Origin of the sequence: Streptoverticillium olivoreticuli subsp. olivoreticuli (genome assembly GCF_003391135.1) — a bacterium.
GTDB lineage: Bacteria > Actinomycetota > Actinomycetes > Streptomycetales > Streptomycetaceae > Streptomyces > Streptomyces blastmyceticus.
In genome coordinates this window covers 1,480,228-1,505,876 of record NZ_CP031455.1, presented here as the reverse complement: position 1 = coordinate 1,505,876, position 25,649 = coordinate 1,480,228, and the positions used below count along the sequence as shown (strand labels likewise).

Sequence of the window (25,649 nt, the reverse complement as noted above, 5' to 3'; positions counted from 1 at the left end):
CTTCCTACGAGTCCCCGCGCGGGGCGAGGACGAGGATCGCGACGTCGTCGTGCAGTGAACGGGTGTGACGGGGCAGGTCGGTGTCGAGGAAGTCGATGACGTCGACGGGTTCCGGGGCCGTCCGGCCGGCGAAACGGTGGCGGAGCCGGTCGAGGAGCGGGTAGAAGGCCCCGGCCGGGTCGCGGGCCTCGATCAGCCCGTCGGTGCACAGCAGGAGGACGTCGCCGCGCGTGAAGGGGTGGGTGTAGGCCACGGGGCGCTCCGCGTGCAGGGCACCCAGGCCGAGCGGGAGGGCGGGCGGTCCGGTGAGGGCGTGGACTTCTCCGCGGGAGATCACGACGGGCTCGATATGGCCGTGGTTGATGATCGTCACCTGCTGGGCCGAAGGGTCGTACTCGATCAGGGCGGCGGTGACGAACAGCTCGTCGTCGAGGATCGATTCGGCCTCGTGCGCCATGCGGCGCTCCATGCTCGCGGCGACCTGCTGCAGGCTGCCGGGGTCGTAGACGGCCTGACGGAAGCTGCCGAGTACGTCGACGACGGTGCGTACGGCCTGGAGGCCCTTCCCGCGGACGTCGCCGATGATGGCGCGCTCGCCCGTCCCGGTGGCGCGGATGTCGAAGAGGTCGCCGCCGACCAGGGTGCGGACCTCGGCGGGGCGGTAGAGGCTGGCCGCCAGCACATGGCCCACCTTGTGCGGGACCGGCGGCAGCAGTGTGTGCATCAGCGCCTCGGCGACCGAGTTGGCGCGGACCAGGTGGGCCTCCTGGCGCTGTCTGTGCGCGGCCAGGGCCGTGCCGAGGACGCCGACCAGGGCGGTGGAGATGTAGGCGCCCACGTAGTGGCGTTCCCACAGGTCGTTCGTGACGCGCCCGGCACAGCACGGGGTGCCGGCCAGGACGGCTTCGAAGGCGACGGCGAAGACCGTGATGCCGACGACGCTGATGGGGCTCAGAGTGTAGGCGGCGACCACGGGCAGGGCGATGAGCAGGAAGCTCACGGGCCATTGCACGGGCGTCACCGGTTCGAGCAACAGGACGGCCGCGACGTAGGCGGCCGGCATCCAGCGCATCCAGGCGGGCGGAGCAGGCACCTCCAGACCGACATTGCTCAGCCTCGCCGCGCGGCGGCCCGAGGCGCTGCCGACGTCGCCGCGGTGTTGCTGGTCCACCTGTCACTCCCAGCGGGTTGCAGCGGGCTCCTGAGACCATGGCCAAGGCTCGCAGCGTGACCCGCTCGAACAGCCCCACGTCGCCATTACGCCATCGGCGGCATGTCACACGTGGCGCTGCCACGGCCCTCTCGGACGGTGCCCTGGTCGCCGTCCCGCACCGGCCGCCCCGACCACCGCGTGCGCACCCGACAAAAAGCGTGTGCGCCGGATCTTCCGCAGTGGCACGCTGCGCCGGTGAACCGTGAACAGATTTCCGCGATCGCTCATGCCGGCCATCCCATCAAGGCACCGCTCGACGACGAATCGGTGCGTCTGCTGCTCGAGCGGGGGATCCCTCGCGACGACGCGCGCGTGCTCGACCTCGGCTGCGGTGGAGGGGAGTGGCTCCTCCGGGCCCTGGCCGCCTACCCCGAGCTGCGTGCCGAGGGCGTCGACGTCTCCGAACCCGCGCTGGAAGAGGCCCGCGAGGCCGCGGGCGGGCGTGGCGTCCGGGAGCGCCTGACACTCCATCACCAGGAGGCCGCCGGGTTCGTCTCCCCGCACGCCTTCGACCTGGTGCTCAGCGTCGGGGCCGCCCATGCCTTCGGCGGCCTGCTCCCCACCCTCGCGGCGGCGCGCGAGCACCTGGCCCCCGGCGGGCGCGTCCTGATCGGCGACGGCTTCTGGGAGAGCGAACCGACCCCGGAGGCGGTCGAGATGCTCGGCGACTTCGCCGACCTGGCGACCACCGTGGACCGCGTCACCGCCGACGGCTGGACCCCCGTCCACGGGCACGTCAGCACGCGCCGGGAGCTCGACGACTACGAATGGGCCTGCTGGGGTTCGCTCGCCTCCTGGGCCCTGGACCACCCCACCGACCCCGACAGCGCGGAGGCACTGGCAACGGCCGCGACCCGCCGCGCCGAATGGCTGCACAGCTACCGGTCGAGCTGGGGCTTCGTCTCCCTGGTCCTGCGCCGCACGTCCGACTGACCTCCGGGCCGGTCAGCCGAGGGCGTTCGCCACGAGTGCGGCGGTCCTTGCGATGAGTGGATTGTCCGCCGCCGCCTCGCGGTCGTGCTTGGTCGTCAGGACCGACAGCACGATCGGCGGCCGGTGCGGGGGCCAGGTGATGCCGACGTCGTTGTTGGTCCCGTACTTCCCGGCGCCGGTCTTGTCGGCCAGGGTCCAGTCCGCGGGGAGGCCGGCGCGGAAGCGTTCGGCGCTGGTCGTGTTGGCCAGCAGCCAACCGGTCAGCCGCTTGCGGTCCTTGGGGTCGAGCGCGTCCCCGAGGGTGAGGCGCGCGTAGGTCTGCCCGATGGCGCGCGGGGTGGTGGTGTCGGTCCGGCGTTCCGGTTCCGCCGAGTTCAGGTCGGGCTCCCAGCGGTCGAGCCGGGTCGTGCCGTCGCCGGTCGAGCGGCAGAAGCGGGTGATGGCGTTCGGGCCTCCCAGCTCGTGGAGCAGGAGGTTGGCGGCGGCGTTGTCGCTGTAACTGACGGTGGCGGAGCACAGCTGCGAGACGGTCATGCCGTGGCGAAGGTTCTCGGCCTTGCCCGTGACGGGGGCGTAGCCCGAGGCGTCGGTGTCCTTCTTGGTGTAGCGGATGCGCTTGGCGAGGAACTCGCCGTGGTGGTCGAGGTCCCGCAGGACGGCCGCGGCGAGCAGCGTCTTGAAGGTCGAACACATCGGGAAGCGCTCGTCCGCGCGGTAGAGCACCGTCCTGCCCGTGGCCGTGTCCCGGGCGTACACCCCCAGGCGGGCGGAATGCTCCCGCTCCAGCTCCTTGAGCCGCTCGGTCAGCGCGTCCTCGCCGGGCGTCGAGGCGTATGCCGTCCCGCCTGTGGACACGGCGGCGGCCAGCGCCGTTCCGGCGCCGAGGGTCAGTATCGCGCGGCGGGTCGGGCGTGCTCCTGCGGTCTCCACGTTCGCTTCCTCCTGCTCTCCTGCGGCCAGTACGTCATCCATGACGCCCCTGACGGCTCGAATGGTTTCACTTCATCATCACTCGCCTCATTTGCCGCTACCAGTCGCATAGTTCCCAGGTGCCACAAGAGCCGGAAGGTGTCACCTGGTTCCCCGAAACCCCCTTGAACACCACCCTGACCGATCGGTTAGATTACTGACCGATCGGTCAGAGATCGGTCAGGGCCGGTCGGACGGCAACGCTGAGGAGAGGCGGAAGCATGGAGCGCACGACGTGCTGCATCGTGGGGGGCGGACCGGCGGGCATGATGCTCGGCCTGCTGCTGGCCAGGGCCGGCATCGAGGTGACCGTGCTGGAGAAGCACGGGGACTTCCTGCGGGACTTCCGGGGGGACACCGTCCACCCGTCGACGCTGCACTTGCTCGACGAGCTCGGCCTCGGCGAGAAGTTCGCGGAACTGCCGTTCCCCAAGATGGAGGAGATGCGGATGCAGTTCGGCACCGCCTCCGTCGTCGCGGCGGACCTCCGCCGCATCCCCGGCAGGCACAAGTACATAGCGATGGTCCCGCAGTGGGACTTCCTCGACCTCCTCGCGGGCGCCGCCGCGGCCGAGCCGTCGTTCACCCTGCGGATGCGCACCACGGTCACGGGCCTGCGCAGGGAAGGCGGGCGGGTCACCGGCGTCCACTACACCGACGAGAACGGCGCCCCCGGAGAGCTCGCCGCCGATCTCACGGTCGCCTGCGACGGCCGCCACTCCCTCGTCCGCCGAGAGGCCGGACTCCACCCCGAGGAGTTCGAAGTGCCCATGGACGTATGGCAGGTGAGGGTCGACGGCCCGCGCGGCGGCCTCAAGGACGGCAGGGTCCTCGCCCGCTTCGGCCACGGCCAGGCAGCCGTCACCATGGACCGCGGCGACTACTACCAGACCTCCTACCTGATCAGGAAGGGCAGTGACAAGGAACTGCGGGCCAACGACATCCAGTGGTTCCGCGACCGCCTCGGCGCCCTGTGCGGCTGGGACGGCTCGGTGACGGACGGCATCCGGTCCTGGGACGACGTCAAACTGCTGGAGGTCTCCATGGGCCGCCTGCGCCGGTGGTACCGAGGCGGCCTGCTGTGCATCGGCGACGCGGCCCACACCATGTCACCGGTCGGCGGCGTCGGCGTCAACCTCGCGGTCCAGGACGCGGTCGCGGCCGCGCGCATCCTCGCCGGGCCCCTGCGCGACGGCACCGTCTGCGTCCACGACCTGGCCCGGGTGCAGAAGCGCCGCTGGCTGCCGATGGCCATGGTGCAGAAGTCCCAGACGGGCGAGCACGCGGTGCTCCGCGCCGTCCTGGAGGGCACCCTTCCGCCGGACACCGTGCCCCCGGCCCTCCGGCTGCTCCAGAAGGTGCCGCCGCTGCGCGGCGTGACCGCGTACCTCGGCGGCATCGGCATCCGCCCGGAGCACGCGCCCGACTTCGCGCGGGCATGACGGACGCGGCGGCGGCGCCGGTGTGAGCGCCCGGCTCAGCCGAGGCGGCGGATCGCGGCCAGCGTGAACGTCTCCAGTTCGTCCGCCGCCGCGTCCAGGTCGAACTCCGGGTGGGCGAGCCAGTGCGAGATCACGCCGTCGATCGCGCCGCCGATCGCCAGGGCCACGGCGTCCGGGTCGAACCGGCGCAACTGGCCGGCCTCCTGCCCCGCGGCGAGGAGGCCGGCCAGCGCCTGAAGGCGGCCGTGGGTGTCGTGGGACCCCGGGGCCTTCAGCCGGGTGCCGCTCTCGTCGTCGAGCAGCATCTCGGTGATCACCCGCACATGACGGCGGTTGGCCTGCTGGTACGACACCATCGCGCGCACGTACGCGACGACCGCGGCCAGCGGGTCCGGCTCACCCTCCACCCGCTCGGCGACGTACGCGGTGAACTGCTCCAGCACCTGGGTCAGCGCCGTACGCGTGAGGTTGTCCTTCGACGAGAAGTGGTAGAGGACGGCGGCCTTGGAGATCCCTGCCTCCTCGGCGATCGCCGACAGCGACGTCGCCGGGAAGCCCCGGGTGGAGATCAGGTCGATGGTGCACTCGACGATCTGCTGCCGGCGGGCGCGCTCCCGGAAGGTCTCTGGAGCGGGGCTCCGGGGCGGGGTCATCGGCAGGCCCTTACCTTTCTCGCACGGCGGTCGACCCCGACCGTACACCGTGCCACGTACCGCCCCTTCCGAGGGCCAGGGCCCTCAGAAGGCGATGCGCAACTGGCCCTGGCCGGTCGCGGCCGGCACACCCACCGTCGCGCAATCGGTGGGCAGCGAGGCGGGAAGCAGACTCACGTCCCGCGTCACCTCCGCCCCTTCCGCGAACCCCTCGACGACGTGCCCCGTGAGATGGACCTCGTGCGCGCCGCCGGCCCGCAGGGCCGACCCCTCGTACGAGATCACCGACTCCCGGCCGTCGGCGAAGCGCACCCGCTCCCGCGCCCGGGGCGAGTCCACCGCGAGACAGGACGCCTCCGGCGAGACCCCTTCGGTGCGCCCGGCGGCCGCCACCGACTCGCCCGGCCGCCCCGAGCAGGTGTACGCGCTCGTCGCGTGAAGAACCGTCGGCCGCGGCACGAGGGTCAGCCCCGGGTCGTACGTCGTGCTCTCCCGCCCCGCGCAGACGATCAGCCCCGCCGCCCGCGTCGCCGGAGCACCGGCGAAAGACGAAGCGGCCAACGCCGCGGAACACACCGCGACCACCACACCGCGACCACCGAACATGGACATCCTTCCGACCGGCCCCTTGCGCGCCGTGCGTGACGCGCGGACCGTCCCTACCCGCCGGACGCCGACGATCCGCGCCGCTCTTCCCCCCACCCGCAGCACGCCCGTACCGGCACGCCACCGCGCCCGCACCCCCGCGTGCGGCTGAAATCATGCCCCCTCGTCGCGCAACCGGCGCCGTCGTGCTCAAGTAGCCTTGCGGGGGCTGGTCGAGGGGAGAAACCGGTGGTCACGGTGGGTTTGCTCGCGGGGATTCCGGAGCTGACGCTGCGGTTCGGACCGGGATCGAGGGAGCGCGGGGCACAGCGCCCGGTCACCGGCGCCGTGACGGTGCCGTCAGGTACCACGGCGCCGTACGGCCCCATGGACGGCACCGGCCGCCGGGGCGGCCTCGCCGGACTGCTCGTACGGATCCCCGCCGACGGCGACTGGGCCCGCGACCGGCACCGGGCGGAGATCCACCTCGCCCACCTGGCCGCCGACGGCCCCGCGGCCCTGGTCGTACCGGCCTCGTCCGGACCGCCCGAGGCCCTGGTCGAGGCCACGGCCCGACTGGGGATACCGCTCCTGACGATGTCCGAGGACGTCCCCTGGAGCCGCGTCCAACGCGCCATCGACGACGAGCAATTGCGCCAGGCGAGAGGCCGCTCGGCACGGCTGACGGAACTGCTGGAGCTCGCCCGGACGGGGACGCACGACACCGATGCCGCCGTACGCCGCCTGACCGCCTGGCTCGGTGCCGCCGTCGACGGCACCGCGACACTGACCGGCCGGTACGGCACCCAGCCGCCGGCGGCCGACCCGCAGCTGATCGCCGAGCTCACCGAAGGGCGGCTGCACGCGGCGGCCGTCCAGGAGGACCAACGACACCTGCGGCTGGTCACGGTGGGGCGACGGAGCCCGCACCCGGTCCTCGTCGCCGCCCGGAACCGCCCGTTCGACGAGCAGAGCACCGCACTGATCGGCCACGCCGCCGACGTGCTGGCCCTGCTGATCCGGGCACGCGACGCCGAGGAACACCACCGCCGGTCGGAGGAGGCCGTGTCCGCCCTGCGGCTCGCGGTGCTCCAACTGCTCATGGGCGGCGACGTGGTCCTCGCCCAGCGCACCGCCGCCGGGCTGCACCCCGGGCTGCTCGACGCGGAGTCCGCCGACGTCTACATCCTGGAGGCCCCGGAGGGCCGGCGGGCCGCGCTGGCGCGCGAGTGCGACGCGGCCGTCGACGGCCGCGCCCTGCTCGTCCGCTGCCCGGCCTACGAGCAGCACCTGATCGCCGTCGTGCCACTGCCGGGACACGCGGCGGCACGGGACGAGCGCGCGGACGGCGTCGGACCCGCGCTGCGCCGGATCGTGGCCGCCCGCGAGGCCGTGTTCCTCGGCGGCAGCGGCCGCCACCCGCTGGCCCGGACCGCCGAGGCGTACAAAGAGGCCTCCCGTGCGCTCGCGGTGGCCCGGTTCCGGCCGGACCGGATGGCCGCGCACGCGTCACAGACCCGCCTGACCGAGATCCTCGACCTCGCCGAGGCCGGACGCTGGGCGGACGAGGCGCTGCGACCGCTGGACTCGCTGCCCTACCCCAGCAGGGGCCCGCTGCTCGCGACCGTCGGGCTGGGCCTGGAGTTCACGGCCGTCAACGCCGCCAGGATCCTGGGCGTGAGCCGCAACACCGTACGCGCGCGCATGGACCGTATGGCCGGGCTGCTGAGCCTCGATCTCACCGACGTACGGGCGCGGGCCGTGCTGCACCTCGCGCTCCACGCACACGGCCACGGCCCCGCCGAACAGGGCGGTGCCATGCCCTTGGACCGGCTCCTGGACACCGAGGGCGTGCGCGGCTGGGCGACGGAGTTCCTGGGCAGGCTGGCCGCCGACGACCGGGACCTGCACCGCACCCTGCGGGCCTGGATCGCGGAGAACACCGGGGTCGAACGGGCGGCCCACCGGCTGGGCCTGCACCCCCAGACCGTGCGCGAGCACGTCCGCAGCGCCGAACCGCTGCTGAGACGCCAGCTGTTCACCGGAGGCGGCGACCTCTACGAGGTCGTCCTCGCGCTCGCCGCCGTGGACGGGATGGAACTCCCGGCCCTGACCGGCTGTTCCACCGGCATGTCCCCGTGACGAATTCTCCCGGCCCGGGGGACGGAATTCCCACAGGTCACCCGGCCGGACCGTGCACCGGTGACAGTGCCCGGCCCGCGAGTGTGCACTCGTGAGGTATTCCCGCCCCGGCGTGCGGGCATAACGTTTTCCCACCGCCGCCGATGAGGCGGCGGTGAACGGGGGAACAACGGGGGACCGGCACCGAGGGTCCGGAAAACCGGTGCACGACTCCGGCGCCGCGTACGCGCGGCGCCGGAGTCACCGGGGAAGAACCGGCCCGGTGCGAGCACTTGGGGGTGCCCACGCACCCGGGACGGCGGAGGTCCGTACGGCGTGGGTCACGGCGAATGACACCACGCCGTGCGGCCTTTCACGGCCACGCGCCCGGGAATTCATTGGCGCGGTCACCGGCCCCCTGAGTAGCGTCGCAACGGTGACGAACGACGACGCCCGGAGCGAGACCGCCGACCACTGGCGCCAGGCCAACCACGCCCTGTGGGAGGAGCGGGTGCCCATCCACACGGGCAGCGACTTCTACGACCTGGCGGGATTCCGGGAGGGGCGGGACGACCTGCGGGGCTTCGAGCTCGACGAGGTCGGGGACGTCACCGGCAAACGCCTGCTGCACCTGCAGTGCCATATCGGCACCGACACCCTCTCCTGGGCCCGGCGGGGCGCCGTGGTGACGGGACTGGACTTCTCGGCGGCGGCGATCGCCGCGGCACGCGAACTCGCGGTGGATGTGGGCCGGGCCGACGCCCGATTCGTGGAAGCGGATGTGTACGACGCGCCGTCGGTACTGGGCGGCGAGACCTTCGACATCGTCTACACCGGATTCGGCGCCCTGTGCTGGCTGCCCGACCTCGTCGGCTGGGCCCGCGCGGTGGCCGGACTGGTGGCACCGGGCGGCTTCCTCTACCTCGCCGAATTCCACCCCGTCGGAATGTGCCTGAACGACGACGGCACCGCCTGGGCCGAGGACTATTTCGCCCGGGGGCCACTGACCTACGACGAACCGGGAACGTACGCGGACCCCGGCGCGCCGACGCGCCACAACCGCTCGGTGGAATGGCAGCACACCCTCGGGGACGTCGTCAGCGCGGTGACCGCCGCCGGGCTGCGGCCGGAATTCCTGCGGGAATACGATTTCTCGCTGTTCGAGCAGGTCAAGGGAATGGTCAGGGCACGCGACACCAGCGGCACCCGGCCCGGGTCGGCCACCGTCTACCGGATGCCCGAGGGCCGCCCCGCTCTCCCGCTGATCTATTCGCTGCGCGCGTCCAGAGCCTGAACCCGCCCCGGGCAACGCGACGGGGTGGCCGGTGGAGCGAAATTCCGCCCCACCGGCCACCCCGGCCCGATCCGCCTCGGGCGTCAGCCGCGCCGCTTGCCCGGCGTGGAGACGGCACCCGAGCCCTCGGCGAGCTTCCACTCCCGGTGCAGGGAGCCCAGCGGAATGGGCTTCTGGAAGATCGGCGTGTCGAAGATCTTCAGCTGGACCTGGAGGGCCCCCGTCAGATCCAGCCCGCCGTACGCCTTCCACTGTCCCGCCGCGGAGGCGCTGCCGTCGGTGGCCGCACTGGCCGTGCCCTCGGCCTCCGCCCGCAGATAGGGAGCGAGGTCCGCGGTGACGCCGACGGCGCCGTACAGACCCACGCTGGCCTCCGCGCCGAGCGCGGCCTTCACCTTGCCCGCGGCCGAGACCGTGGCGCGCGGTGAAGTGGCCTTCATCTCGGACGAGTTGACCGGGGTCCAGCCCTTGCCGTGGCTGTAGCTGCCGCCGACGCGGAAGTCGCCCTTGAGGTCCTGCTTGACGTCGACGTTGATCTTGCCGTCGGCGTCGACCTGGAGGTAGCAGGTCAGACCGAGGTTGACGACGACCGGCACCGGCCCGACCTGGATGACGGGCGCGGCGTGCAGCTTGGCGAAGGGCAACCGCAGCGGCTTGCCGCCCGGAGTGGTGCCCGCCGCCTGGCCCTTGAGCTCCCACTGGGACGACCAGTCGCCCGACAGTGCCAGCGAGGCGCCGCCCGGCGCACCGGCGGTGCCGGTGCCCCGGCCGTCGTACGAGAAGTCGACCTCCGGGGCCAGCTGGACGAAGCCCGCGGCCGAGGCGGCGGCGGACGCCGGGGCGTCCTTGGCCGTCGCGATCGACGTGCCGACGTCGATCCGCAGACTGCCCAGCGGCAACTGGGCGCCCTTCGGGCCGAAGTGGGCGTCCCCCGTCTTCGCCCAGGAGACCTTGGTGCCCTGGACAAGCGGTTCCACCGTCATGGTGGAGGGGTCGACCGGCACCTTGCCGTCGGCCTTGGAGTCGCCGAGCAGCGCGCCGAGAGTGGCCGGGGCCGTATTGACCTCGGTGCCTTTCTCGGTCTTGCCCAGCACCTGCGTGACCTTGGCCAGCACCCCGTCGGGGGCACCGGGCGCGGGCGCGCTGGCGATGATGTCGCCGACCGCCACCTGCGCCTTCTGCCCCGTATCGGCGGAGCCGGAAGGTGCGGGGGACGTGGGACGGGCGGCGGCCGGCGGCTTCTTCGCCGGTGTCCTGGACGCCTCGGACAGGACGGCGCGTCCGCTCTCGCGGTCGAACGAGGCGACCTTGAGGGAGGACTTCTCCGCCTGGCGTCCGCCACCGGTCGGATGGGCCACGGCACTGGGCGCGGCCGCACCGTCGGGAGCGGCCTTGACCGCGAGCTGCCGGTCCCCGGCCGACGCCGCGTCAGCAGCGGCGGCCGCGGGCTCGGCATCGGCGCGGGCCGAGGCGGGCGACGGCCCGGAGGCCGAACACCCGGCGACGAGCAGGGACGCGGCGGTCAGTGCCGGTAAAGCGATGGCCTTGGCAGTGGTTCTGCGCACGTAGGATCCTCAAAAACGTGAGGTGGGGGCGGCCCGAGGGAATCGACACCTTCGGACCGCATCACACGGCACCCTGCGAGCGGTGATTACTCGCAGGTAATGATCTGCATGATCATGCCATGCGGCCGACCGGCGCCGGAACGCTTCGCCGATGCCGAAACCATGATCTCGATCACAGCCGGGACCGCTCGACGGATCCACTCGGCACGGCCACTTGCCGCACTCACGGCACGGCGGCGCCGCCAGTGCGCGACGCCCCCGGAAAACGCCTGACCGCCCACGGTGCAGCCCGGACAGGACGGGCCGCACGGTGGGCGGTAGCCAGGGGGCGTGTGCTTCCGGCGCCGCCGGAAGCACACGTGGTTCAGGACACCGGGGCGTCCGTGAGGTCGGTGATGAACTTCCGCAGCCGGCCGCGCACCACCGGCGTCACGCCGTGGATGAGCTGCGCGCCGTACGCGACGGCGACGCCGCGGCCCGCGCGGGCGGTCCAGCGGGTCCTGGCCGCGGCCGCGAGCCACTCGGCCTCGGCGGCGTGCGGATCCGCCGCGACCTCGTGCGGCAGGCTGCGGGCCAGGGGTGTGCCGGAGACATAGCCGTCCGCCACACCCAGCAGCGTGGTGGTCCAGGGCGCGGGGTCGGCCGTGGTCTCGGTGTAGAACTGCCCGCCCTCCTCCGCCTCGGCGATCACCACACCGATCCGGCCGATCCGGCGCGGAGCCGTGCGCGGGCTGATGATGCCGTCGATGTGCGAGGGCACGCACTGACCAGCCGTCAGCTCGGTGTACCCCCATGGAGTGGCGGCCGCGATCGAGGGCATGCTGCGGCGGATCGCGGGCAGGGAGCGGACGGTCGCCAGGGCGAGGATCTCCTGCGCGAGCGCGGGCGCGGTCAGCACCTCGGCCTGGGTGCGAGGGCGCCACCCGGCGGTCTCGCTGTCCATGATCTTGATCAGCCGGGCCGTCTCCTCCGCGCTGAGGAAGTCCTCGACCGTCTGGATGGCCAGGGTTTCACTGATGTGAATCATGTTGCCCCCTTGCGCTCACTGGTCCGGTGCGCGGCGCTGACCCTTACCACCATCCCGGCCCACGCCACCCATGACCCCGGCGCACGCGGGGGCGCGCGGGTGCGCATCGACAGCGCACGCGCCCCCTTCCAGCGCCACCGCCGGGGTCGTACGGACGCAGGTCGCGGACCGTCAGCGCTTGACGGCCCGCAGGATGACGAACTTCGGGTCGCTCGCCACGACCTCGCAGTTGCCGAAGAGCCGCCGCAGCCGTACGTGATAGCCGAGGTGCCGATTGCCCACGACCCACAGCTCCCCGCCGGTGCGCAGCGCGTCGCGCGCCCCGGAGAACATGCGCCAGGCCGTGACATCGGTCGTCGCCTGGTGGGTGTGGAACGGCGGGTTGTTCAGCACCAGGTCCACCGACCCGGCCGGCACCCCCGACAGACCGTCACCCACCCGGAACGACGCGGCGGCTCCCGGCCCGGCGTTCGCCCGGAACGTGGCCTCCGCCGACGCCACCGCCTGGAAGGACTCGTCGACGAACGTCACCTCGGCCGCGGGGTTGGCCAGCGCCGCGGCCGTGCCCACCACGCCGTTGCCACAGCCGAGGTCCACGACGTGCTCGGAACCCCGGCGCCGCGGCAGGTGCCCCAGGAAGAACCGGGTGCCGATGTCCAGGCGCTCGGCGCAGAAGATCCCGGCGTGGTTGACGACGGTCCGCCCGGACATCGCCCCGACATCCTCCGGCAGCGCATAGCTGTGCGGCCAGGGGCTGGTGCCCCGCTCCAGGGCCGGATCCGGCGAGCAGAAGATGAGCCGGGACTTCTTCACCGCCAGCGACGTCCGCGTCGGACCGAGGATCTGCTCGAACAGTCTGAGCGTCGAGGTGTGGATCTCCGTGACCCGTCCCGTGCCGACGACGACGGTGCCCGCGTGCACATGCGGCGCGAGGCGGTGCAGCTGGTCCTCCAGCAGCGCCAGGCTCTTGGGCACCCGGATCAGCAACACGTCGATCCGCTCCGGCGGAGTGTCCCGCGTCGACAGCAGCCGCACCGCGTCCGGAGCGATTCCGTTGCGCTCCAGATTGACCCGGGTCGCTTCCTGGGAGAGGAAGGAGTCGGTGATCTGCGCGGGACGGTGACCGGCCAGCGAGACGGCCAGCGCACCCCACCGGTCGCCCACGACGACCACGTTGCCCGACAGGTCGGCGGCAGGCTCGCCGTCCGTGCCCTTGAGATGGCTGAGCAGGTATTCGTCGGCGGCGTCCCAGGCGCGGAGCCTGTCGCGGGGGTCCTCGGGGAAACGGGTGAGTTCGTACTCGCCCCATGACGTCATCAAACGGTTCATTGTGGGCTCAGGCTAGCCGAGCGCCGCACTCACCGTACCCGCCTGGCTGCGCAGCAGCTTCTTGTCGGGCTTCCCGGCGTCGGTCAGCGGCAGGGCGTCGACGAAGACGATGCGCGCCGGCTCGTACATCGTGCCCCGCTCCTCGCGCACCAGGGCGCGCAGCTCCTGCTCGTCGATGTCGCTGCCGGGCTTGCGGACGACGGCCGCGTGCACCTGCTCCATGAGGTTGGCGTCCGGAACGCCGAAGACCGCGCTCTGCAGCACCTGCGGATGGGAGTTGAGCACGTCCTCCAGCTCGACCGTGTACACATGGCCGCCGACCACGACGATCATGTCCTTCAGCCGGTCGACGATCGTCAGATACCCCTCGTCGTCGAGGTGGCCGACGTCGCCGGTGTGCAGCCAGCCGTCCCGCAGCACCTCGGCGGTGAGCTCGGGCTGCTTCCAGTACCCCTGCATCACGTGCGAGGAGCGCACGCAGATCTCGCCGTGCTCGCCGTGGGGCAGGTCCCGGCCCTGCTCGTCGCGGATGGCGACCTCGACCTCCTTCATGATCTTCCCGGCGGACCGCAGCCGCTCCGGACGCGCCGGGTCGTGGTCCTCGGGGTCGAGCATGCTGATCCCGCCGGCCTCGTTCTGACCGTAGAACTGGTTCAGTACGGGGCCGAAGTACCGCACCGCCGAGGCGAGCCGGGCCGGGGACGACGCGCAGCCGCCGTAGGTGAGCCGGCGCAGGCTGGAGGTGTCGGCGCGGGTCGCGTCCGGGTGGTCCATCAGCTGGTAGAGGAGCGGCGGCAGCAGGAACAGGTGGGATATGCGCTCGCGCTCGATCGTGGTCAGCACGGCGCCCGCGTCGAAGTCGTCGTGCAGGACGACGGTCCCGGCGGAGCTCAGGGCGAGGTCGGCGATCAGGCCCGCGGCGTGCGCGAGCGTGGTGCACACCAGCGCGCGGATCCCCTCCTCGTCGGGCCAGTCCGCCTGGATCGCCCGCCCCTGGGCGAAGGAGGAGCAGATGGCCTTGGGGTGACCGGTGGTGCCACCGGTGTGGCGGATGGTGCAGGTGTCCTCCGGCCGCGCCAGCCCCGCGAAGGGCTCCGCGGACTCCTCGCCGGCGAGCGCCAGCAGGTCAGCCCCCACGGTCGACGGCCCGAGCACGAGCACGTGCGGCACCGGTGTCCGTGAGGTCAGCTCGGCGGCGCGGTCGGCGTGGGCGGGGTCGACGATCAGGGCCTGGGTCTCGACGTCCCGGACGATATTGGCCTGCACCTCGGCCGACAGCTTGTTGTAGAGGTGGTTGACGGGGCAGCCGAGGAGATTGGCCGCATAACGCGCGGCGATCGTCTCCGGAAGGTTCCCGCAGAGGAGGGTGACGGTCTGTCCGCGGCGCACACCCTGGGCCTGCAGGGCCCGCGCCATGCGGTGGACGAGGTCGCGCAGTTCGCCCGCGGTCACGCGTCGGTCGTGGTGCACCACGGCGTCCCGGTCCGGTTCCTGTCCCAGCGCGTCGAGGTTCTCCTCCACATAGCTGCGGAAGTGCTCGGTGGCGACGGTCATGGGTGTTTCCCCTCCTGGTGGCGGCCGATCCGCACATAGGTTGACTTAGGCAACCAGTTGGATGGTAGTCGCTGTTGATCAACAGCTCCAAGCCGGATGGTGATATCCGGCCAGAGAGGCCGGTGAGGGGCGGGTCGCCCGCGGGGGTTGAGCCCTCGTGACGCCATGTGGGTGATTTATATGGGTGTGTTGAGTGTGATGGTTCGATGAGTGCTGTGGTGCATTGTTAGGTTTTTCGGGTGGATTGAGGTGTTCGGCCGACGGTTGGTTCGGTGGGGGGAGTGGGTGGTGGTTGTGGTGGGTGGTGTGTGGGTGCCGGGGCCGGCGGGTGTGGTGTCGGGGGGTGTGGGTGGTGTTGGGGGTGATGGGGGTGGGGGTGGTTATGACTATGTGGGTTTTAGTGAGTTGGCGGGGGTGGTGGTGGATCCGCCGGTGGGGGTGTTCCGGGTGGGGTTTCGGAGGTTGCGGGAGGGGGGTGGGGTGGGGGGTTTGTTGTTTTTGGTGTGTGGGGCGCCGTTGGTGTCGTTGGTTTTGTTGGTGTGGTTGTTGTGGCCGGTGCATTGGGTGGTGCGGGGTGGGTGGTTGGGGTGGGTGGATGGGTTGATGTTGGTGTCGGTGGGGTTGGTTGAGGTTTTTCGTGTGGTGAATGTGGTGTCGGTGGCGCATGCGTCGTGGGTGGCGCGGGATCCGGTGCCGGTGCGGGTGCAGCCGGGGTGGCGGGTGGCTTTCTGTACGAGTTTTGTGCCGGGGAAGGAGCCGTTGTCGATGGTGGAGGCGACGTTGGAGGGGGCGGTGCGGGTGGGGTATGAGGGGGTGGTGGATGTGTGGTTGCTGGATGAGGGGGATGATCCGGGGGCGCGGGCGTTGTGTGCGCGGTTGGGGGTGCGGCATTTTTCGCGTAAGGGGGTGGCGCGGTGGAATCGTCCGTCGGGTCGTTTTCGGGCGCGGACGAAGCATGGTAATTACAATGCGTGGTTGGATGCGCATGGTGATGGTTATGATTTTTTGGCGTGTGTGGATACGGATCATGTGCCGTTGCCGAATTTTCTGGAGCGGATGCTCGGGTATTTCCGGGATCCGGATGTGGCGTTTGTGGTGGGGCCGCAGGTGTACGGGAATTATGTGTCGGGGGTGACGAAGGGGGCGGAGTCGCAGCAGTTTTTGTTTCATGCGTTGGTGCAGCGGGCGGGGAATCGTTATGGGTCGGCGATGTTCGTGGGGACTTCGAATTGTGTGCGGATTAGTGTGCTGCGGCAGATCGGGGGGTTGTTCGATTCGATTACGGAGGATATGGCGACGGGGTTGGAGATTCATCGGCGGCGGAATCCGGTGACGGGTGGTCGGTGGTGTTCTGTGTATACGCCGGATGTGTTGGCGGTGGGGGAGGGGCCGTCGTCGTGGACGGATTTTTTTTCGCAGCAGTTGCGGTGGTCGCGGGGGACTTTTGAGACGTTGTTGTGTCAGTTCGGTGGGGCGGTGTGGGGGTTGTCGTGGGGGCGGTTGTGGAATTATGGGTTGTTGGTTGCGTATTACCCGATGGCTGCGTTGACGTGGGTGTTGGGTGGGGTGTCGTGTGTGTTGTTTTTGGGGTTGGGGGCTGCGGGGTTGGGGGTGTCGTGGCCGGTGTGGTTGATGTTGTATGGGGATGCTTTGGTGTTGCAGGTGGTGTTGTATGTGGTGAATCGTCGTCATAATGTGTCGCCGCATGAGCCGGTGGGGTCGTCGGGTGTGGCGGGGATGGTGATGTCGGCGGTGTCGGCTCCGTTGTATGCGCGGGCGTTGGGGCAGGCGTTGTTGCGGCGGCGGTCGGGTTTTGTGGTGACGCCGAAGGGGGGTGCGGTGTCGGGGGATTGTGTGGGGACGTTTCGGACGCATGTGGGGTGGGCGTGTGTGTTTGGTCTGTGTCTGGTGGCGTCGGTGGTGTGGGGTCATGATTTTGTGGTGATGCGGGTGTGGGCGGGGTTGGCGTTGGTGACGGCGTTGGGTCCGTTGTGTTTTTGGTGGGTGGGCCGCCTGCGGGGTGGTGTGGGGGGTGGTGCGGTGCCGGTGGTGACGGAGGGTGGTGTGGAGTCGGCGGGGGTGGGTGGCCGGGTGGGTGAGCGCAGCCCGGCGTGAGTCTTCGTGGGGTTTCGCCCTTTGTTTTCGGGGGCGTTGGCGGGTGGCGGTGTTGTTCCGCTGTCCGTCGTTTCTGTTTCCCGGAGTTTCCGCACGTGATCGTCAACGTGCCGCGTCTTCAAGCCTGTCCGGCGTTCGAGGACGCTCGCCGCTGGGGCAACTCCCAGCGGTAGCCGGGGGAGCAACCGACCCGCACCGTCCCAGCCCGCCCGGAGCAGCGAGGCCCCCGATGGGTGAGCCTTCAGTGCCCCGTCGAAGTCGTCGGCGTCGCGCCCGCGAGCCGGAGCGCGTAATCCGCCCACCAATGCCCCGCCGGCGGAGCCCCCCTGCACGCGCCGTCCGACTCCCCGGGCCGTTTGATCCACAGGAAGGCGTCGATGAGGGGGCTGCCGGTCGCCGTCGTGGGAGGAGTGCCCAGCGCGCGACCGGGAGGGTTGCACCACGGCTCGTCCCCGGAGGCACCCACCGCGCGTCCGACGGCACTTCGGACCCAGCCGTCGGCCATGCCGTCCCCGTCGTCGTCCTCCGCCTCGGCACCGTTCCCGACCGCCCCGGCCGGAGCCGGGGGAGGCGTGCCGGGCGGGGGCACGGGCGCGGGCGCCGGCGGCATGGGGTCAGGGGCGTGCTCCTTGTCCGCGGGCAGGGGGCCGTTGCCGTTGCGGCTGGTGTCCACGACGTAGTGAGCGCCGTCGAGCAGCGCGGACAGCCGGTCGCCGTAGGCGCGAGTGACCGGTGTGGTGTGGAAGTTGGAGACGTTCAGCGCGAAGCCGTCGGCGCGGGCGACCCCGGCCTGCTTGAGCGCGTCGGCCAGGTGCTTCTCGTCCGCGATCCAGCCGGGGTTGCCGGCGTCGAGGTAGACGGAAGTGCCTGGCTGGGCCTTGAAGATCTGCACGGCCTCGGCCAGCAGCGTCAGCCGCTCGGCGGCGGCCGCCCCCGGTACACAGCCGGAGGCCCATTGGGCCAGGGCGTCGGGTTCGAGGACGACCCACGCCTGCCGGGTGCCGATCCCTGCCGCCGCCCTAGCCGCCCACGCCCGGTAGTGGGCCGCGTCGGCGGCGCCTCCGGAGGAGTACTGTCCGCAGTCCCGGTGCGGGATGTTGTACGCGACCAGCACCGGGATGCGGCCCGCGCGTTCCGCCTGCCGGGTGACCTGCTCGGCCTGGTCCTTGGGGTCCTGGTCGGTCAGCCACACGGCTGTCGGCCGTTCCGCGATGCGCTCCAGGAGCGCGGCGTCCTCGTCCCGGCCCCGCTCCCGCCACACCCGCACCTGCCGGGCGGCGGGCCCCGACGGCTCCACCCAGAACGGCGACGTGGCCTTGCCGCCTTCGTCGCCGACGTCGTCTGCGAGGGCCCACCCGCCCGTCGGGAACAGCCACACCATGCCCGTGCAGGCCAGCAGGACGGCCCCGCACCGCACCAGGCCCTGCGGGGTCCGGGTGGCCGGACGTCGCGGCCGGTCCACGCGCCGACGGGCGGCTCTGTTCCGGTGGGCGCCGTGGCCGGCGCCCACACGGTGCTGTGGACCGCTGCTCTGCCGCTGCCCGTCGAGGAAGCGGGCGGTGTGTCTCCCGGGTCGGTTACCCACGCGTCCCCCTGGCTGAGTTCCAGGCCGATCTGTCTCTTCTGTCCCGTCCAGGCTGACATGTGTCGCACCGTCAGACCTCGTCGGACTGAGCCGAACGGGACGCGTGGGTTCGCTCCGTACGGTCACCGCTCCGCGCGCACCACCTCCTCGGCGCTTTCGGCACCCCGGTCGTTCTGGAGCTCCCAGAGCTCGCGGAAGAGCCCGGGGCAGCGTGTGAGCTCGCCGAACGTGCCCTCCTGGATGATCCGTCCGTGGTCGAGGACGACGATACGGTCGGCGACGGCCACATTCGCCAGCCGGTGCGTGACCAGGACGACGGCCCGGTCCTCGGCGATCTTCCGCAGCCCGGTGAAGATGCGGTGCTCCGCCCGCGCGTCGAGGGCGCTGGTGGGCTCGTCCATGACGAGCAGTCCGGCCCGCCGGTAGAAGGCGCGGGCGATGGCGATGCGCTGCCACTGCCCGCCGGACAGGTCCACCCCGCCGTACCACTCCCGTGCCAGGAGGGTGTCGAGGCCACTGCGCAGCCCGTCGACGACCTCGTCCGCCCCCGCGTGTCCTGCGGCCCGGAGCACGGCCTCGTCGTCGCCGTACGGCTGACCGAGTGTGATGTTCTCCCGTGCGGACATGGGCCAGTGCGCGAAGTCCTGCGGGACGACGGCGGTCTGCCGCCACATCGCCTGCGGGTCGAGCTCGGAGGTCTCCCTGTCGTCCCACGTCACACTGCCGTCGGTGGGGAGGTAAAGCCCCGTCAGGAGCTTGCTGAGCGTGGTCTTCCCGGAGCCGTTCTCACCCACAAGGGCCAGGACCTCGCCGCGGCGCACCTCCAGGCAGACCTTCTCCAGCGCGGGCCGGTCCGAGCCCGGGTAGCGGTACGTGAGAGCCTCGGCCCTGACGCACAGCGGTGCCTCCGGGACCCGGGAGCCGCGCCGCATCCGGTGCCCGCCCGCCTCCTCGATGAACTCCGCCCAGTCGTCCAGATACAGCCCGGTCCGGAAGAGCCTGGTGCCGTAGCCGACCATGCCCCGCAGCGACGAGCCGACCGTACGCAGGGCGAAGACCGCAGTGCCCGCCGAGGCGACCGACATGTGCCCGGATCCCAGCAGCAGGGCCAGCGCGGCCCACACCATCCCGGAAGCGATCCCTCCGGCGATGGCGCCCATCAGGGCGTACCGCGCGCCCTGGTGCACGGCGTGGTCGGTCGCGCTGTCGATGCGGTTGCCGATGGCCCGGTAGCGGTCGAGGAGGAAGGGGGCCATGGTGCAGGAGCGGAGCTGGTCGGCGTGGTCCCGGTCGGTGACGTTCCAGCGCATCAGCCCCAGGACCCGGCGGTCGCCGCTCAGGGCGCGGGAGGTCAGATAGTGGACGCGCGCCCCCTTCACACTGGCGATCCCCTGCGGGAGCGTGGCCAGGACGAGCAGGGGCAGCAGCACCGGATGCAGCAGCGTCACCACACCGGCGGCGGCGACCAGCGACGCGACGCAGGCGATGAGGTCCTGCGACTCGGTGAGCAGGTCCTGCGCGACCTCCGCACCCCGGTCCGCCGCCTCGCGCCGGTCGTTGAACCCGGGGCTGTCGTACGCCACGAGCTCCGCGTTGATCGCCGCGTCGAGCATCTGCATCTCCGCCTCGCGGGCGATGCGCGGGGAGAGCCGGCTGGAGATGTTGCTGACGGCGATGCCGAGGAGCGCGCGCAGCCCCGCCGCGCTCGCGAGCGCTACGAGGGACGGCAGCGCGTCCATCAGCCGTCCGGAGATATGGCCCGAGGCGATGAGCGCGGTGATCGTCTTCGTGGTGGCCAGCAGCCCGAAGGCCTCCGACACCCCGGACAGGACCTGACAGGCCAGCAGTGCGATCACGGCACGCCGGTCCACCCGCCAGGCCAGGGACAGGGCCTTCCGCACCAGCTGGGGCAGCCGCCTGCGCATCGCCTGGGCGGTGAGGGGGCGCCTCTCCAGGACGGCCAGGGTGCGGGAGCGGAACCTTAATTGTTCGTTGGGTCTTTCAGTGGTCTCGGTGGTCATGGGTCTCCCAGAGCGTTCGAGTCGTGGCGGTGATCCACCGCACGATGTCGCACGCCCTGGGTTAATTACTGACAAATGGCTGAGAAACCACTCGAAGGTGGAGGGTCATTCCATGAGATACGCGACCGAGAAGCTGTCCAGCTCGGGCCCGGACAGCTCGCTCACCTCGTTCTGCTGCCGACCCATGCTGCTGGCCCACAAGTTGATCGCCCCGAACGCTCCGGGAGCCGATCCGTTGAGCCTGGCCTTGGTGAAGTCGATCCGGCTGAACCTCGGGAACGTCCGGTGGTTGGACTCCACGATCACCTCCGCGCTGCTGTTGGCCGCGCTCCAGCTGTCGAGCTTCTTCTCTCTCGTCCAGCCCTGGGTCTCGTCGGTCAGGGACAGCTGATAAGTGGTCCCGGAGACATGGCGCGCCACCGCGTGGATGATGTCACCCGGCCGCACCCGGTCGTGGAAATACACCGGGGGCTCGGGATAGAACTCGTACCAGTTGTCGAAGGTCGGGGCGCCGGTCTCGCAGGTCTCCTGGATGCCGATCTGCTCGACCGTGTCATTGCTCCAGCCGTCCAGGCCGACCCACTCCGCGACGGAGTCGCTCTCCGCCGAACAGGAGATGTTCGGCACGGTCCAGGTGGCCGAGGCCGTCGTGAACGCCTGCCCACCCGCGACATAACCGCTCCAGTTGTAGCCGTTCTGCGAGCGCCGCTTGCCCGCCCGCCCGTGGACGTGGCCGTGATACGGGTCGAACCGGGCGGACGTGCCGGGTGCGGGGGAGACCGCCGTGGCAACGTCCTCAGCGGCGGACAGTGATGGGGACGTCGGCGCGGTGACGGCGAGCCCGCAGGCCAGGGCGACCGCGACGAGCACGGTCCACAGAGCCGCTCCGCTCAGCATCGGGCGTCTGCGCCGCCGCTCGGTCGACTCGGTCACCGGCCTCTCCTGTCGTCCGCGTCGTCAACGGGTGGCCAGGGAAGGTTGCCCGGCAGGACGGTGACCCCGACTGCTTACAGTGTGAAGTATCTCCGATACGCACGGTGATGAACATCCCTCATGCGGGGGACGCGGCGGCGTCGCGCGGCGGCGACCCGGGAGCTCTCCCCTCCACATCACTACACGTGTGGGTGGTCGTCCTTCGCAGATCGCGCCTCTCCCGTGCCCGTCCCCTCAGGCTTGGACAGCCGACGCGGAAGAGGCGCCCGGTGACGGGAACCCCGGACGCGTCGCGCCACGTCCCCGATTACGCCGGACGCTCCGTCGTGTCCGCGTGGAAGGAAGCAATATGAGCAGCCCGCATCTCCTCCTCGCCGGAGAACGGCTCGCCCTCGGCATCCCCCGTCAGGAGACGCTGACCGAATACCACATCTGGGAGAACGACCCGGCGACCATCCTCGGCCGCGGCAACCGCTTCCCGCAGTCGTGGGAGGTACGCGCGGAAGCCTGGGAGCGTCAGCTCGACGACCGGGACCACGCCACGTTCGAGATCGTGCGCCTGAAGGACAAACAGCCCGTCGGGATGACCACGTTGCGCATCCAGCCACGGCTGCGGGCGGCCGAGTTCACGATCGTCCTCGCCCCCGCCCAGCGCGGCAAGCGCTATGCCGAGGAGGCCACCCGGCTGACCCTGGACTGGGGTTTCCACCTGGGCGCGCTGAGCACGGCGTGGCTGAGGGTCCTGGAGCCGAACCGGGCGGGGATCGCGGCCTTCGCGAAGGCGGGCTTCCGCTTCGCCGGACGCCTGCGGAGGACCGGGCACTGGCTCGGCCAGAGTGTCGACGTCCTGCTGATGGACGCTCTGCCCGAGGACTTCCCGGGTCCGTCCGCGATGTGCGTCGCCCTCGGCAGCTGACGCCTGGGTGCGGGGCCTGGGTGCGGGGCCGCCGCCCGCTCGGGACCGGTGGCCCCGCACCCGCCACCGGCGCCGCGCCGCGGTCCCAAGTCTTCTTCAGCAGTCGAACGGCAGGGCGTTTTCCGACGTTTTCCGGCCGCTGTCCGACGGGTTTCCGTGAGTGAGGCCCTCCGGTGCCGCCGCAGGCCGGCATCCGGGCCGTCGGTCACGGCAGGGCGCCGGCAAGGACGACCATGCCCGTGCGGTGGCCGGCATCCGGCCACCAATTTGATGCGCCCCTGACAATTCACGGCTTCCGTGGGACCCTCCCTCACGCACCTCGTATCCGCACCGCTCGTCTGCCCGGACCGCACCCACGCGGTCCGGCCCCCCACCGCCCGCGCGATCCCTCGCGCGGCCAGGGCAGAAGGAGTACGCGTGAGACGTCCCCGCCGTACCGCCGCCGGAATCCTGCTGGCCGCCGGCGCCCTGCTCACCGCAGGGCTCCAGACCGCCACGGCCCATGCCGCACCGGCCACCGACCACACCGCCGCGACCCACACCGCCGCGACCACCGCCACCGCACAGCAGAAGGCCCGCGCCTTCTGGACCCCGGAGAGGATGCGCACGGCCACCCCGCTCGACCTGCCGGGCATCAACCCCGGTTCCCTCGCGCGGCCGGAGTCCCACGGCGCCCCCGCCGCCGTCGCACCCACCGCCCCCGCCGCCGACGTCAAGGACTTCCCGCAGGCAGGCGGGGCGTGGACCGGCAGCGGCGCCGTCCTGAAGACCACCGGCCGGGTGTTCTTCACCTTCCAGGGCCGTACCGCCTCCTGCTCCGGTGACGCCGTCACCAGCCAGAACGGCAGCACCGTCCTCACCGCCGGACACTGCGTCAAGTACCAGGGCACCTGGCACACCAACTGGGTATTCGCCCCCGCCTACCACGACGGGCAGGCGCCCTACGGGGCCTGGACCGCGTCCAAGACGATGTCCACACCGCAATGGGTCGCCGGCGAGGACATGAACTACGACGTCGGCGCCGCCGTCGTCGCCCCGCTCAACGGCCAGACCCTCACCCAGACCGTCGGCGCCCAGGGCCTCCAGTTCAACGGCGCCTACAACCAGTCCCTGTACGCCTTCGGCTTCCCTGCGGCTTCCCCGTACGACGGGACCAAGCTCATCTACTGCAGCGGGACGTCGTCCAAGGACTTCCTGCTCACCCACGACCACGGGCTGTCCTGCAACATGACCGGTGGGTCCAGTGGCGGACCGTGGTTCGCGAGCTTCGACGAGGCCACCGGCTCCGGGCTCCAGGCCTCCGTGAACAGCTTCGGCTACGTCTTCCTGCCGAACACGATGTTCGGCCCCTACTTCGGCGACGACATCAAGACCCTCTACGAACAGGCGCAGACGACCTGACCGTCGCGGAGAGCGGCAGGGCGGGCAGGGCGCGCACGGCCGTGTCGCGGCGGTGCCCGGCGCGTTGGGCCGGGCATGCGACTCGCTTCCATGGCCTCGAAGTCCCTGACCGTCCTGACCGCTCTCACCGCCCTGGCCCTCCTCGCGAGCGGACAGCAATCCCCCGTCACGGCCGCGGCCATGAGCACGGTGGCGCGCCCGCGGCCGCAGGCCCGTACGGAACCCGGCCCGCCGGAGCGCCTCTTCGGTTCCACGAACCGGAGGATGCGCACCACGGACCGGGTGGTCGCCCTGACGTTCAACGCGGCATGGGACGACGCCGGGGTGGACACGGTCCTCAAGGTGCTGCGCGACCGGCACGTGCCGGCCACGTTCTTCCTGACGGGGGAGTTCGCCGAGCAACAGCCCGCGGCCGCGCGGGCGATGGCGGCGGAGCACGGCATCGGCAACCACTCCTACGACCACCCCTACTTCGCCGACCTCACGCCCGCGCAGGTCGGTGACCAGGTGTTCCGGGCGGACCGCGCGATCCGGAAGGCGACCGGGAAGGCGCCCCTGCCGTTCTTCCGCTTCCCCTACAGCGCCACGACCCCGCAGGGCATCGCGGAGGTCAACGCGCTCGGCTTCGCCGACGTCGAATTCACCGTGGACACCTGGGGATACAAGGGCGACGCCGGTGGAATGACGGTCCGGCGCGCCGTCGACCGGGTGCTGGCACACCTGGTCCCGGGGGAGATCGTGCAGATGCACGTCGGCGCCGACGTGGCCGAAGGGCAGTACTCGCCGCTGGACGCCGAGGCACTGCCGCGGATCATCGACGCCGTCCGTGCCCACGGCTACCGGATCGCCGACCTCCGCACCCTCCTGCTGCCGCACCCCCGTTGAGGCCCGCGCCGCGCCGTCAGCGGCGCCCGAAGAACTCGACCTCGGCGATCGCGAGCCGCCGGTCGGGCCGGGTGCCGAAGTCGGTGCGGTCCGTCAGCCGGACGCGTACGACATCCGAACCGCGGATCCCGAACGTCTGCTGACCCGGCTGGTCCTTGAGGTTGATCTCCTTCGTGCTGCGGTGTCCGTCGGAGGAGACCAGCGTCACGGTGATCTGCGCCGGGCGCGCCGTGGTCAGGAACTCGTCCTGATTGGCCGAACTGCCCGAGGTGATCAGCAGCTCCCGCAGCCGTACGGGTTTGTCGAAGTCGGCCTCCAGATACTGCCCGGTGGCCTGTCCGGTGTCCGCGGGCGCCCAGTAACGGTTGCTGAAACCGTCGAAGGCCGACCCCGCCGGGTGACCGGGAGCCTCGCTGGAGCCGCGGACGTCGGTCGGACGCAGGGCTTCCGGCTTGCTGGTCCGGTCCTGGGTGAACGTGAACACGCCGGGAAGCCCGGAGCGCGCGAACCAGACCGCGCCGATCACGAGCAGCAGGGTCACGGGCAGCGCCAGGCGTGGCCTTCGCCAGGCCCGGCGCCGCGGCCGCGTCCCCGCCGCCAGGGGCCGCTCCGCGCGCCGGAACAGCCGCCGCCACCAAGGGACGCGCGTCCGGCCGGGCGTGGGGGCGGTGTCGAGGAGGGCACCGCAGTTCCGGCACAGGCGACGGCTGCCCGGATTGCGCTTCCGGCACCGCGGGCAGGGGCGACTGTCCGCGCGCGCCCCCTCGTCGACCGCCCGCTCGGGCCCGTCACCGGAATCCTCCGGCCCGCTGTCGGGCCCCCTCGCCGGCCGCTCCCCGGGCCGCCGCGGCCCGGCGGGTGCTCCCACAGGCGGGAAGGAGGGTAGTGGCGGTATGGCGGGTACGGGATCGGGGGTGGGCGCCGAGGCCGGTGGTGAAGCGGGGGCGTGCGGCGGGCGGGACGGTTGTGCGTCAGCGGGCCTTGCGCCGGTGATCGGCTCGGCCGGTGGCGCTCCGGCCGCTCCGGCCCCCGCAGCCGGTGCCGTGGCCGACAGGTCTCCTGTAGGCGCTGCGGGCCTCGGCGTCCCCGTCGCCCGCCGCCCGTCCCC

20 protein-coding genes are annotated in these 25,649 nt (G+C 71.5%); 8 read left to right on the top strand and 12 right to left on the bottom strand.

Features of this window, described 5'->3' with window-relative positions:
* Window positions 1-4: 4 nt before the first annotated feature.
* Window positions 5-1,171, bottom strand: coding sequence for a PP2C family protein-serine/threonine phosphatase (locus DXZ73_RS06545; RefSeq protein WP_240351240.1), 1,167 nt, complete (start codon window positions 1,169-1,171; stop codon window positions 5-7).
* A 237-nt stretch (window positions 1,172-1,408) separates the two neighbouring features.
* Between DXZ73_RS06545 and DXZ73_RS06540 the strand changes: the two genes are divergently transcribed.
* Window positions 1,409-2,146, top strand: a complete 738-nt coding sequence (locus DXZ73_RS06540; RefSeq protein ID WP_116210065.1) for an SAM-dependent methyltransferase — start codon at window positions 1,409-1,411, stop codon at window positions 2,144-2,146.
* A gap of 12 nt (window positions 2,147-2,158) precedes the next feature.
* Here the strand turns inward: DXZ73_RS06540 and bla are convergent, their stop codons facing one another.
* On the bottom strand, window positions 2,159-3,076 hold the full coding sequence (gene bla, locus DXZ73_RS06535) for a class A beta-lactamase (RefSeq protein ID WP_240351696.1): 918 nt from the start codon (window positions 3,074-3,076) through the stop codon (window positions 2,159-2,161).
* 260 nt (window positions 3,077-3,336) lie between these two features.
* On the opposite strand from bla, the gene DXZ73_RS06530 reads away from it, so the two are divergent.
* Complete coding sequence (locus DXZ73_RS06530) at window positions 3,337-4,557, top strand: FAD-dependent oxidoreductase (RefSeq protein WP_116210063.1); 1,221 nt, start codon at window positions 3,337-3,339, stop codon at window positions 4,555-4,557.
* Window positions 4,558-4,592: 35 nt separating this feature from the next.
* On the opposite strand, the gene DXZ73_RS06525 is transcribed toward DXZ73_RS06530, so the two are convergent.
* Window positions 4,593-5,210, bottom strand: a complete 618-nt coding sequence (locus DXZ73_RS06525; protein ID WP_116210062.1) for a TetR/AcrR family transcriptional regulator — start codon at window positions 5,208-5,210, stop codon at window positions 4,593-4,595.
* 84 nt (window positions 5,211-5,294) lie between these two features.
* Window positions 5,295-5,816: a hypothetical protein gene (locus DXZ73_RS06520; RefSeq protein ID WP_162890072.1), complete on the bottom strand. Its 522-nt coding sequence runs from the start codon at window positions 5,814-5,816 to the stop codon at window positions 5,295-5,297.
* Window positions 5,817-6,044: 228 nt separating this feature from the next.
* Here DXZ73_RS06520 and DXZ73_RS06515 point away from each other — a divergent pair, with 228 nt between their 5' ends.
* Both DXZ73_RS06515 and DXZ73_RS06510 read left to right on the top strand, forming a co-directional pair.
* On the top strand, window positions 6,045-7,937 hold the full coding sequence (locus DXZ73_RS06515; RefSeq protein ID WP_116210060.1) for a helix-turn-helix domain-containing protein: 1,893 nt from the start codon (window positions 6,045-6,047) through the stop codon (window positions 7,935-7,937).
* Window positions 7,938-8,352: 415 nt separating this feature from the next.
* Window positions 8,353-9,210, top strand: a complete 858-nt coding sequence (locus tag DXZ73_RS06510; protein ID WP_116210059.1) for a class I SAM-dependent methyltransferase — start codon at window positions 8,353-8,355, stop codon at window positions 9,208-9,210.
* Window positions 9,211-9,293: 83 nt separating this feature from the next.
* Here the strand turns inward: DXZ73_RS06510 and DXZ73_RS06505 are convergent, their stop codons facing one another.
* From DXZ73_RS06505 to DXZ73_RS06490, 4 genes are all read right to left on the bottom strand, one after another.
* Complete coding sequence (locus DXZ73_RS06505) at window positions 9,294-10,775, bottom strand: hypothetical protein (RefSeq protein ID WP_116210058.1); 1,482 nt, start codon at window positions 10,773-10,775, stop codon at window positions 9,294-9,296.
* A gap of 364 nt (window positions 10,776-11,139) precedes the next feature.
* Entirely contained in the window at window positions 11,140-11,802 is a 663-nt protein-coding gene (locus tag DXZ73_RS06500) for a hypothetical protein (protein ID WP_116210057.1), read from the bottom strand.
* Window positions 11,803-11,973: 171 nt separating this feature from the next.
* Window positions 11,974-13,131: a methyltransferase gene (locus DXZ73_RS06495; RefSeq protein ID WP_116210056.1), complete on the bottom strand. Its 1,158-nt coding sequence runs from the start codon at window positions 13,129-13,131 to the stop codon at window positions 11,974-11,976.
* Between the two features lie 12 nt (window positions 13,132-13,143).
* On the bottom strand, window positions 13,144-14,685 hold the full coding sequence (locus DXZ73_RS06490; RefSeq protein WP_116210055.1) for an AMP-binding protein: 1,542 nt from the start codon (window positions 14,683-14,685) through the stop codon (window positions 13,144-13,146).
* Between the two features lie 603 nt (window positions 14,686-15,288).
* Here DXZ73_RS06490 and DXZ73_RS06485 point away from each other — a divergent pair.
* Window positions 15,289-16,800: a glycosyltransferase family 2 protein gene (locus DXZ73_RS06485; RefSeq protein ID WP_240351239.1), complete on the top strand. Its 1,512-nt coding sequence runs from the start codon at window positions 15,289-15,291 to the stop codon at window positions 16,798-16,800.
* A 241-nt stretch (window positions 16,801-17,041) separates the two neighbouring features.
* Here the strand turns inward: DXZ73_RS06485 and DXZ73_RS06480 are convergent, their stop codons facing one another.
* The 3 genes from DXZ73_RS06480 to DXZ73_RS06470 all read right to left on the bottom strand — a co-directional run bounded on the left by DXZ73_RS06480 (window position 17,042) and on the right by DXZ73_RS06470 (window position 21,339).
* Window positions 17,042-18,385 carry a glycoside hydrolase family 6 protein gene (locus tag DXZ73_RS06480; protein ID WP_162890071.1) on the bottom strand — a complete coding sequence of 448 codons (1,344 nt, stop codon included), beginning with the start codon at window positions 18,383-18,385 and terminating at the stop codon, window positions 17,042-17,044.
* A 122-nt stretch (window positions 18,386-18,507) separates the two neighbouring features.
* Window positions 18,508-20,406 (bottom strand): ABC transporter ATP-binding protein, encoded by a 1,899-nt coding sequence (locus DXZ73_RS06475; protein ID WP_116210053.1) that lies wholly within the window; start codon window positions 20,404-20,406, stop codon window positions 18,508-18,510.
* Between the two features lie 105 nt (window positions 20,407-20,511).
* Entirely contained in the window at window positions 20,512-21,339 is an 828-nt protein-coding gene (locus DXZ73_RS06470) for a G1 family glutamic endopeptidase (protein WP_116210052.1), read from the bottom strand.
* A 349-nt stretch (window positions 21,340-21,688) separates the two neighbouring features.
* On the opposite strand from DXZ73_RS06470, the gene DXZ73_RS06465 reads away from it, so the two are divergent.
* From DXZ73_RS06465 to DXZ73_RS06455, 3 genes are all read left to right on the top strand, one after another.
* Window positions 21,689-22,255, top strand: coding sequence for a GNAT family N-acetyltransferase (locus tag DXZ73_RS06465; RefSeq protein ID WP_116210051.1), 567 nt, complete (start codon window positions 21,689-21,691; stop codon window positions 22,253-22,255).
* Window positions 22,256-22,672: 417 nt separating this feature from the next.
* A complete protein-coding gene (locus DXZ73_RS06460; RefSeq protein WP_116210050.1) occupies window positions 22,673-23,656 on the top strand; it encodes a trypsin-like serine peptidase in 984 nt (327 codons plus the stop codon).
* Window positions 23,657-23,731: 75 nt separating this feature from the next.
* Window positions 23,732-24,541: a polysaccharide deacetylase family protein gene (locus tag DXZ73_RS06455; protein ID WP_240351237.1), complete on the top strand. Its 810-nt coding sequence runs from the start codon at window positions 23,732-23,734 to the stop codon at window positions 24,539-24,541.
* Window positions 24,542-24,557: 16 nt separating this feature from the next.
* Here DXZ73_RS06455 and DXZ73_RS06450 read toward each other — a convergent pair whose 3' ends face one another.
* Window positions 24,558-25,082, bottom strand: coding sequence for a discoidin domain-containing protein (locus DXZ73_RS06450; protein ID WP_116210048.1), 525 nt, complete (start codon window positions 25,080-25,082; stop codon window positions 24,558-24,560).
* Between the last annotated feature and the right edge of the window lie 567 nt (window positions 25,083-25,649).

What these genes read in the sequence shown, in the direction of transcription:
- DXZ73_RS06530 (WP_116210063.1), top strand. Translation starts at nt 3,337, where the DNA reads ATGGAGCGCACGACGTGCTGCATCGTGGGGGGCGGACCGGCGGGCATG.
- DXZ73_RS06525 (WP_116210062.1), bottom strand. Translation starts at nt 5,210, where the DNA reads ATGACCCCGCCCCGGAGCCCCGCTCCAGAGACCTTCCGGGAGCGCGCC.
- DXZ73_RS06520 (WP_162890072.1), bottom strand. Translation starts at nt 5,816, where the DNA reads ATGTTCGGTGGTCGCGGTGTGGTGGTCGCGGTGTGTTCCGCGGCGTTG.
- DXZ73_RS06500 (WP_116210057.1), bottom strand. Translation starts at nt 11,802, where the DNA reads ATGATTCACATCAGTGAAACCCTGGCCATCCAGACGGTCGAGGACTTC.
- DXZ73_RS06495 (WP_116210056.1), bottom strand. Translation starts at nt 13,131, where the DNA reads ATGAACCGTTTGATGACGTCATGGGGCGAGTACGAACTCACCCGTTTC.
- DXZ73_RS06490 (WP_116210055.1), bottom strand. Translation starts at nt 14,685, where the DNA reads ATGACCGTCGCCACCGAGCACTTCCGCAGCTATGTGGAGGAGAACCTC.
- DXZ73_RS06485 (WP_240351239.1), top strand. Translation starts at nt 15,289, where the DNA reads ATGTTGGTGTCGGTGGGGTTGGTTGAGGTTTTTCGTGTGGTGAATGTG.
- DXZ73_RS06475 (WP_116210053.1), bottom strand. Translation starts at nt 20,406, where the DNA reads ATGACCACCGAGACCACTGAAAGACCCAACGAACAATTAAGGTTCCGC.
- DXZ73_RS06465 (WP_116210051.1), top strand. Translation starts at nt 21,689, where the DNA reads ATGAGCAGCCCGCATCTCCTCCTCGCCGGAGAACGGCTCGCCCTCGGC.
- DXZ73_RS06455 (WP_240351237.1), top strand. Translation starts at nt 23,732, where the DNA reads ATGCGACTCGCTTCCATGGCCTCGAAGTCCCTGACCGTCCTGACCGCT.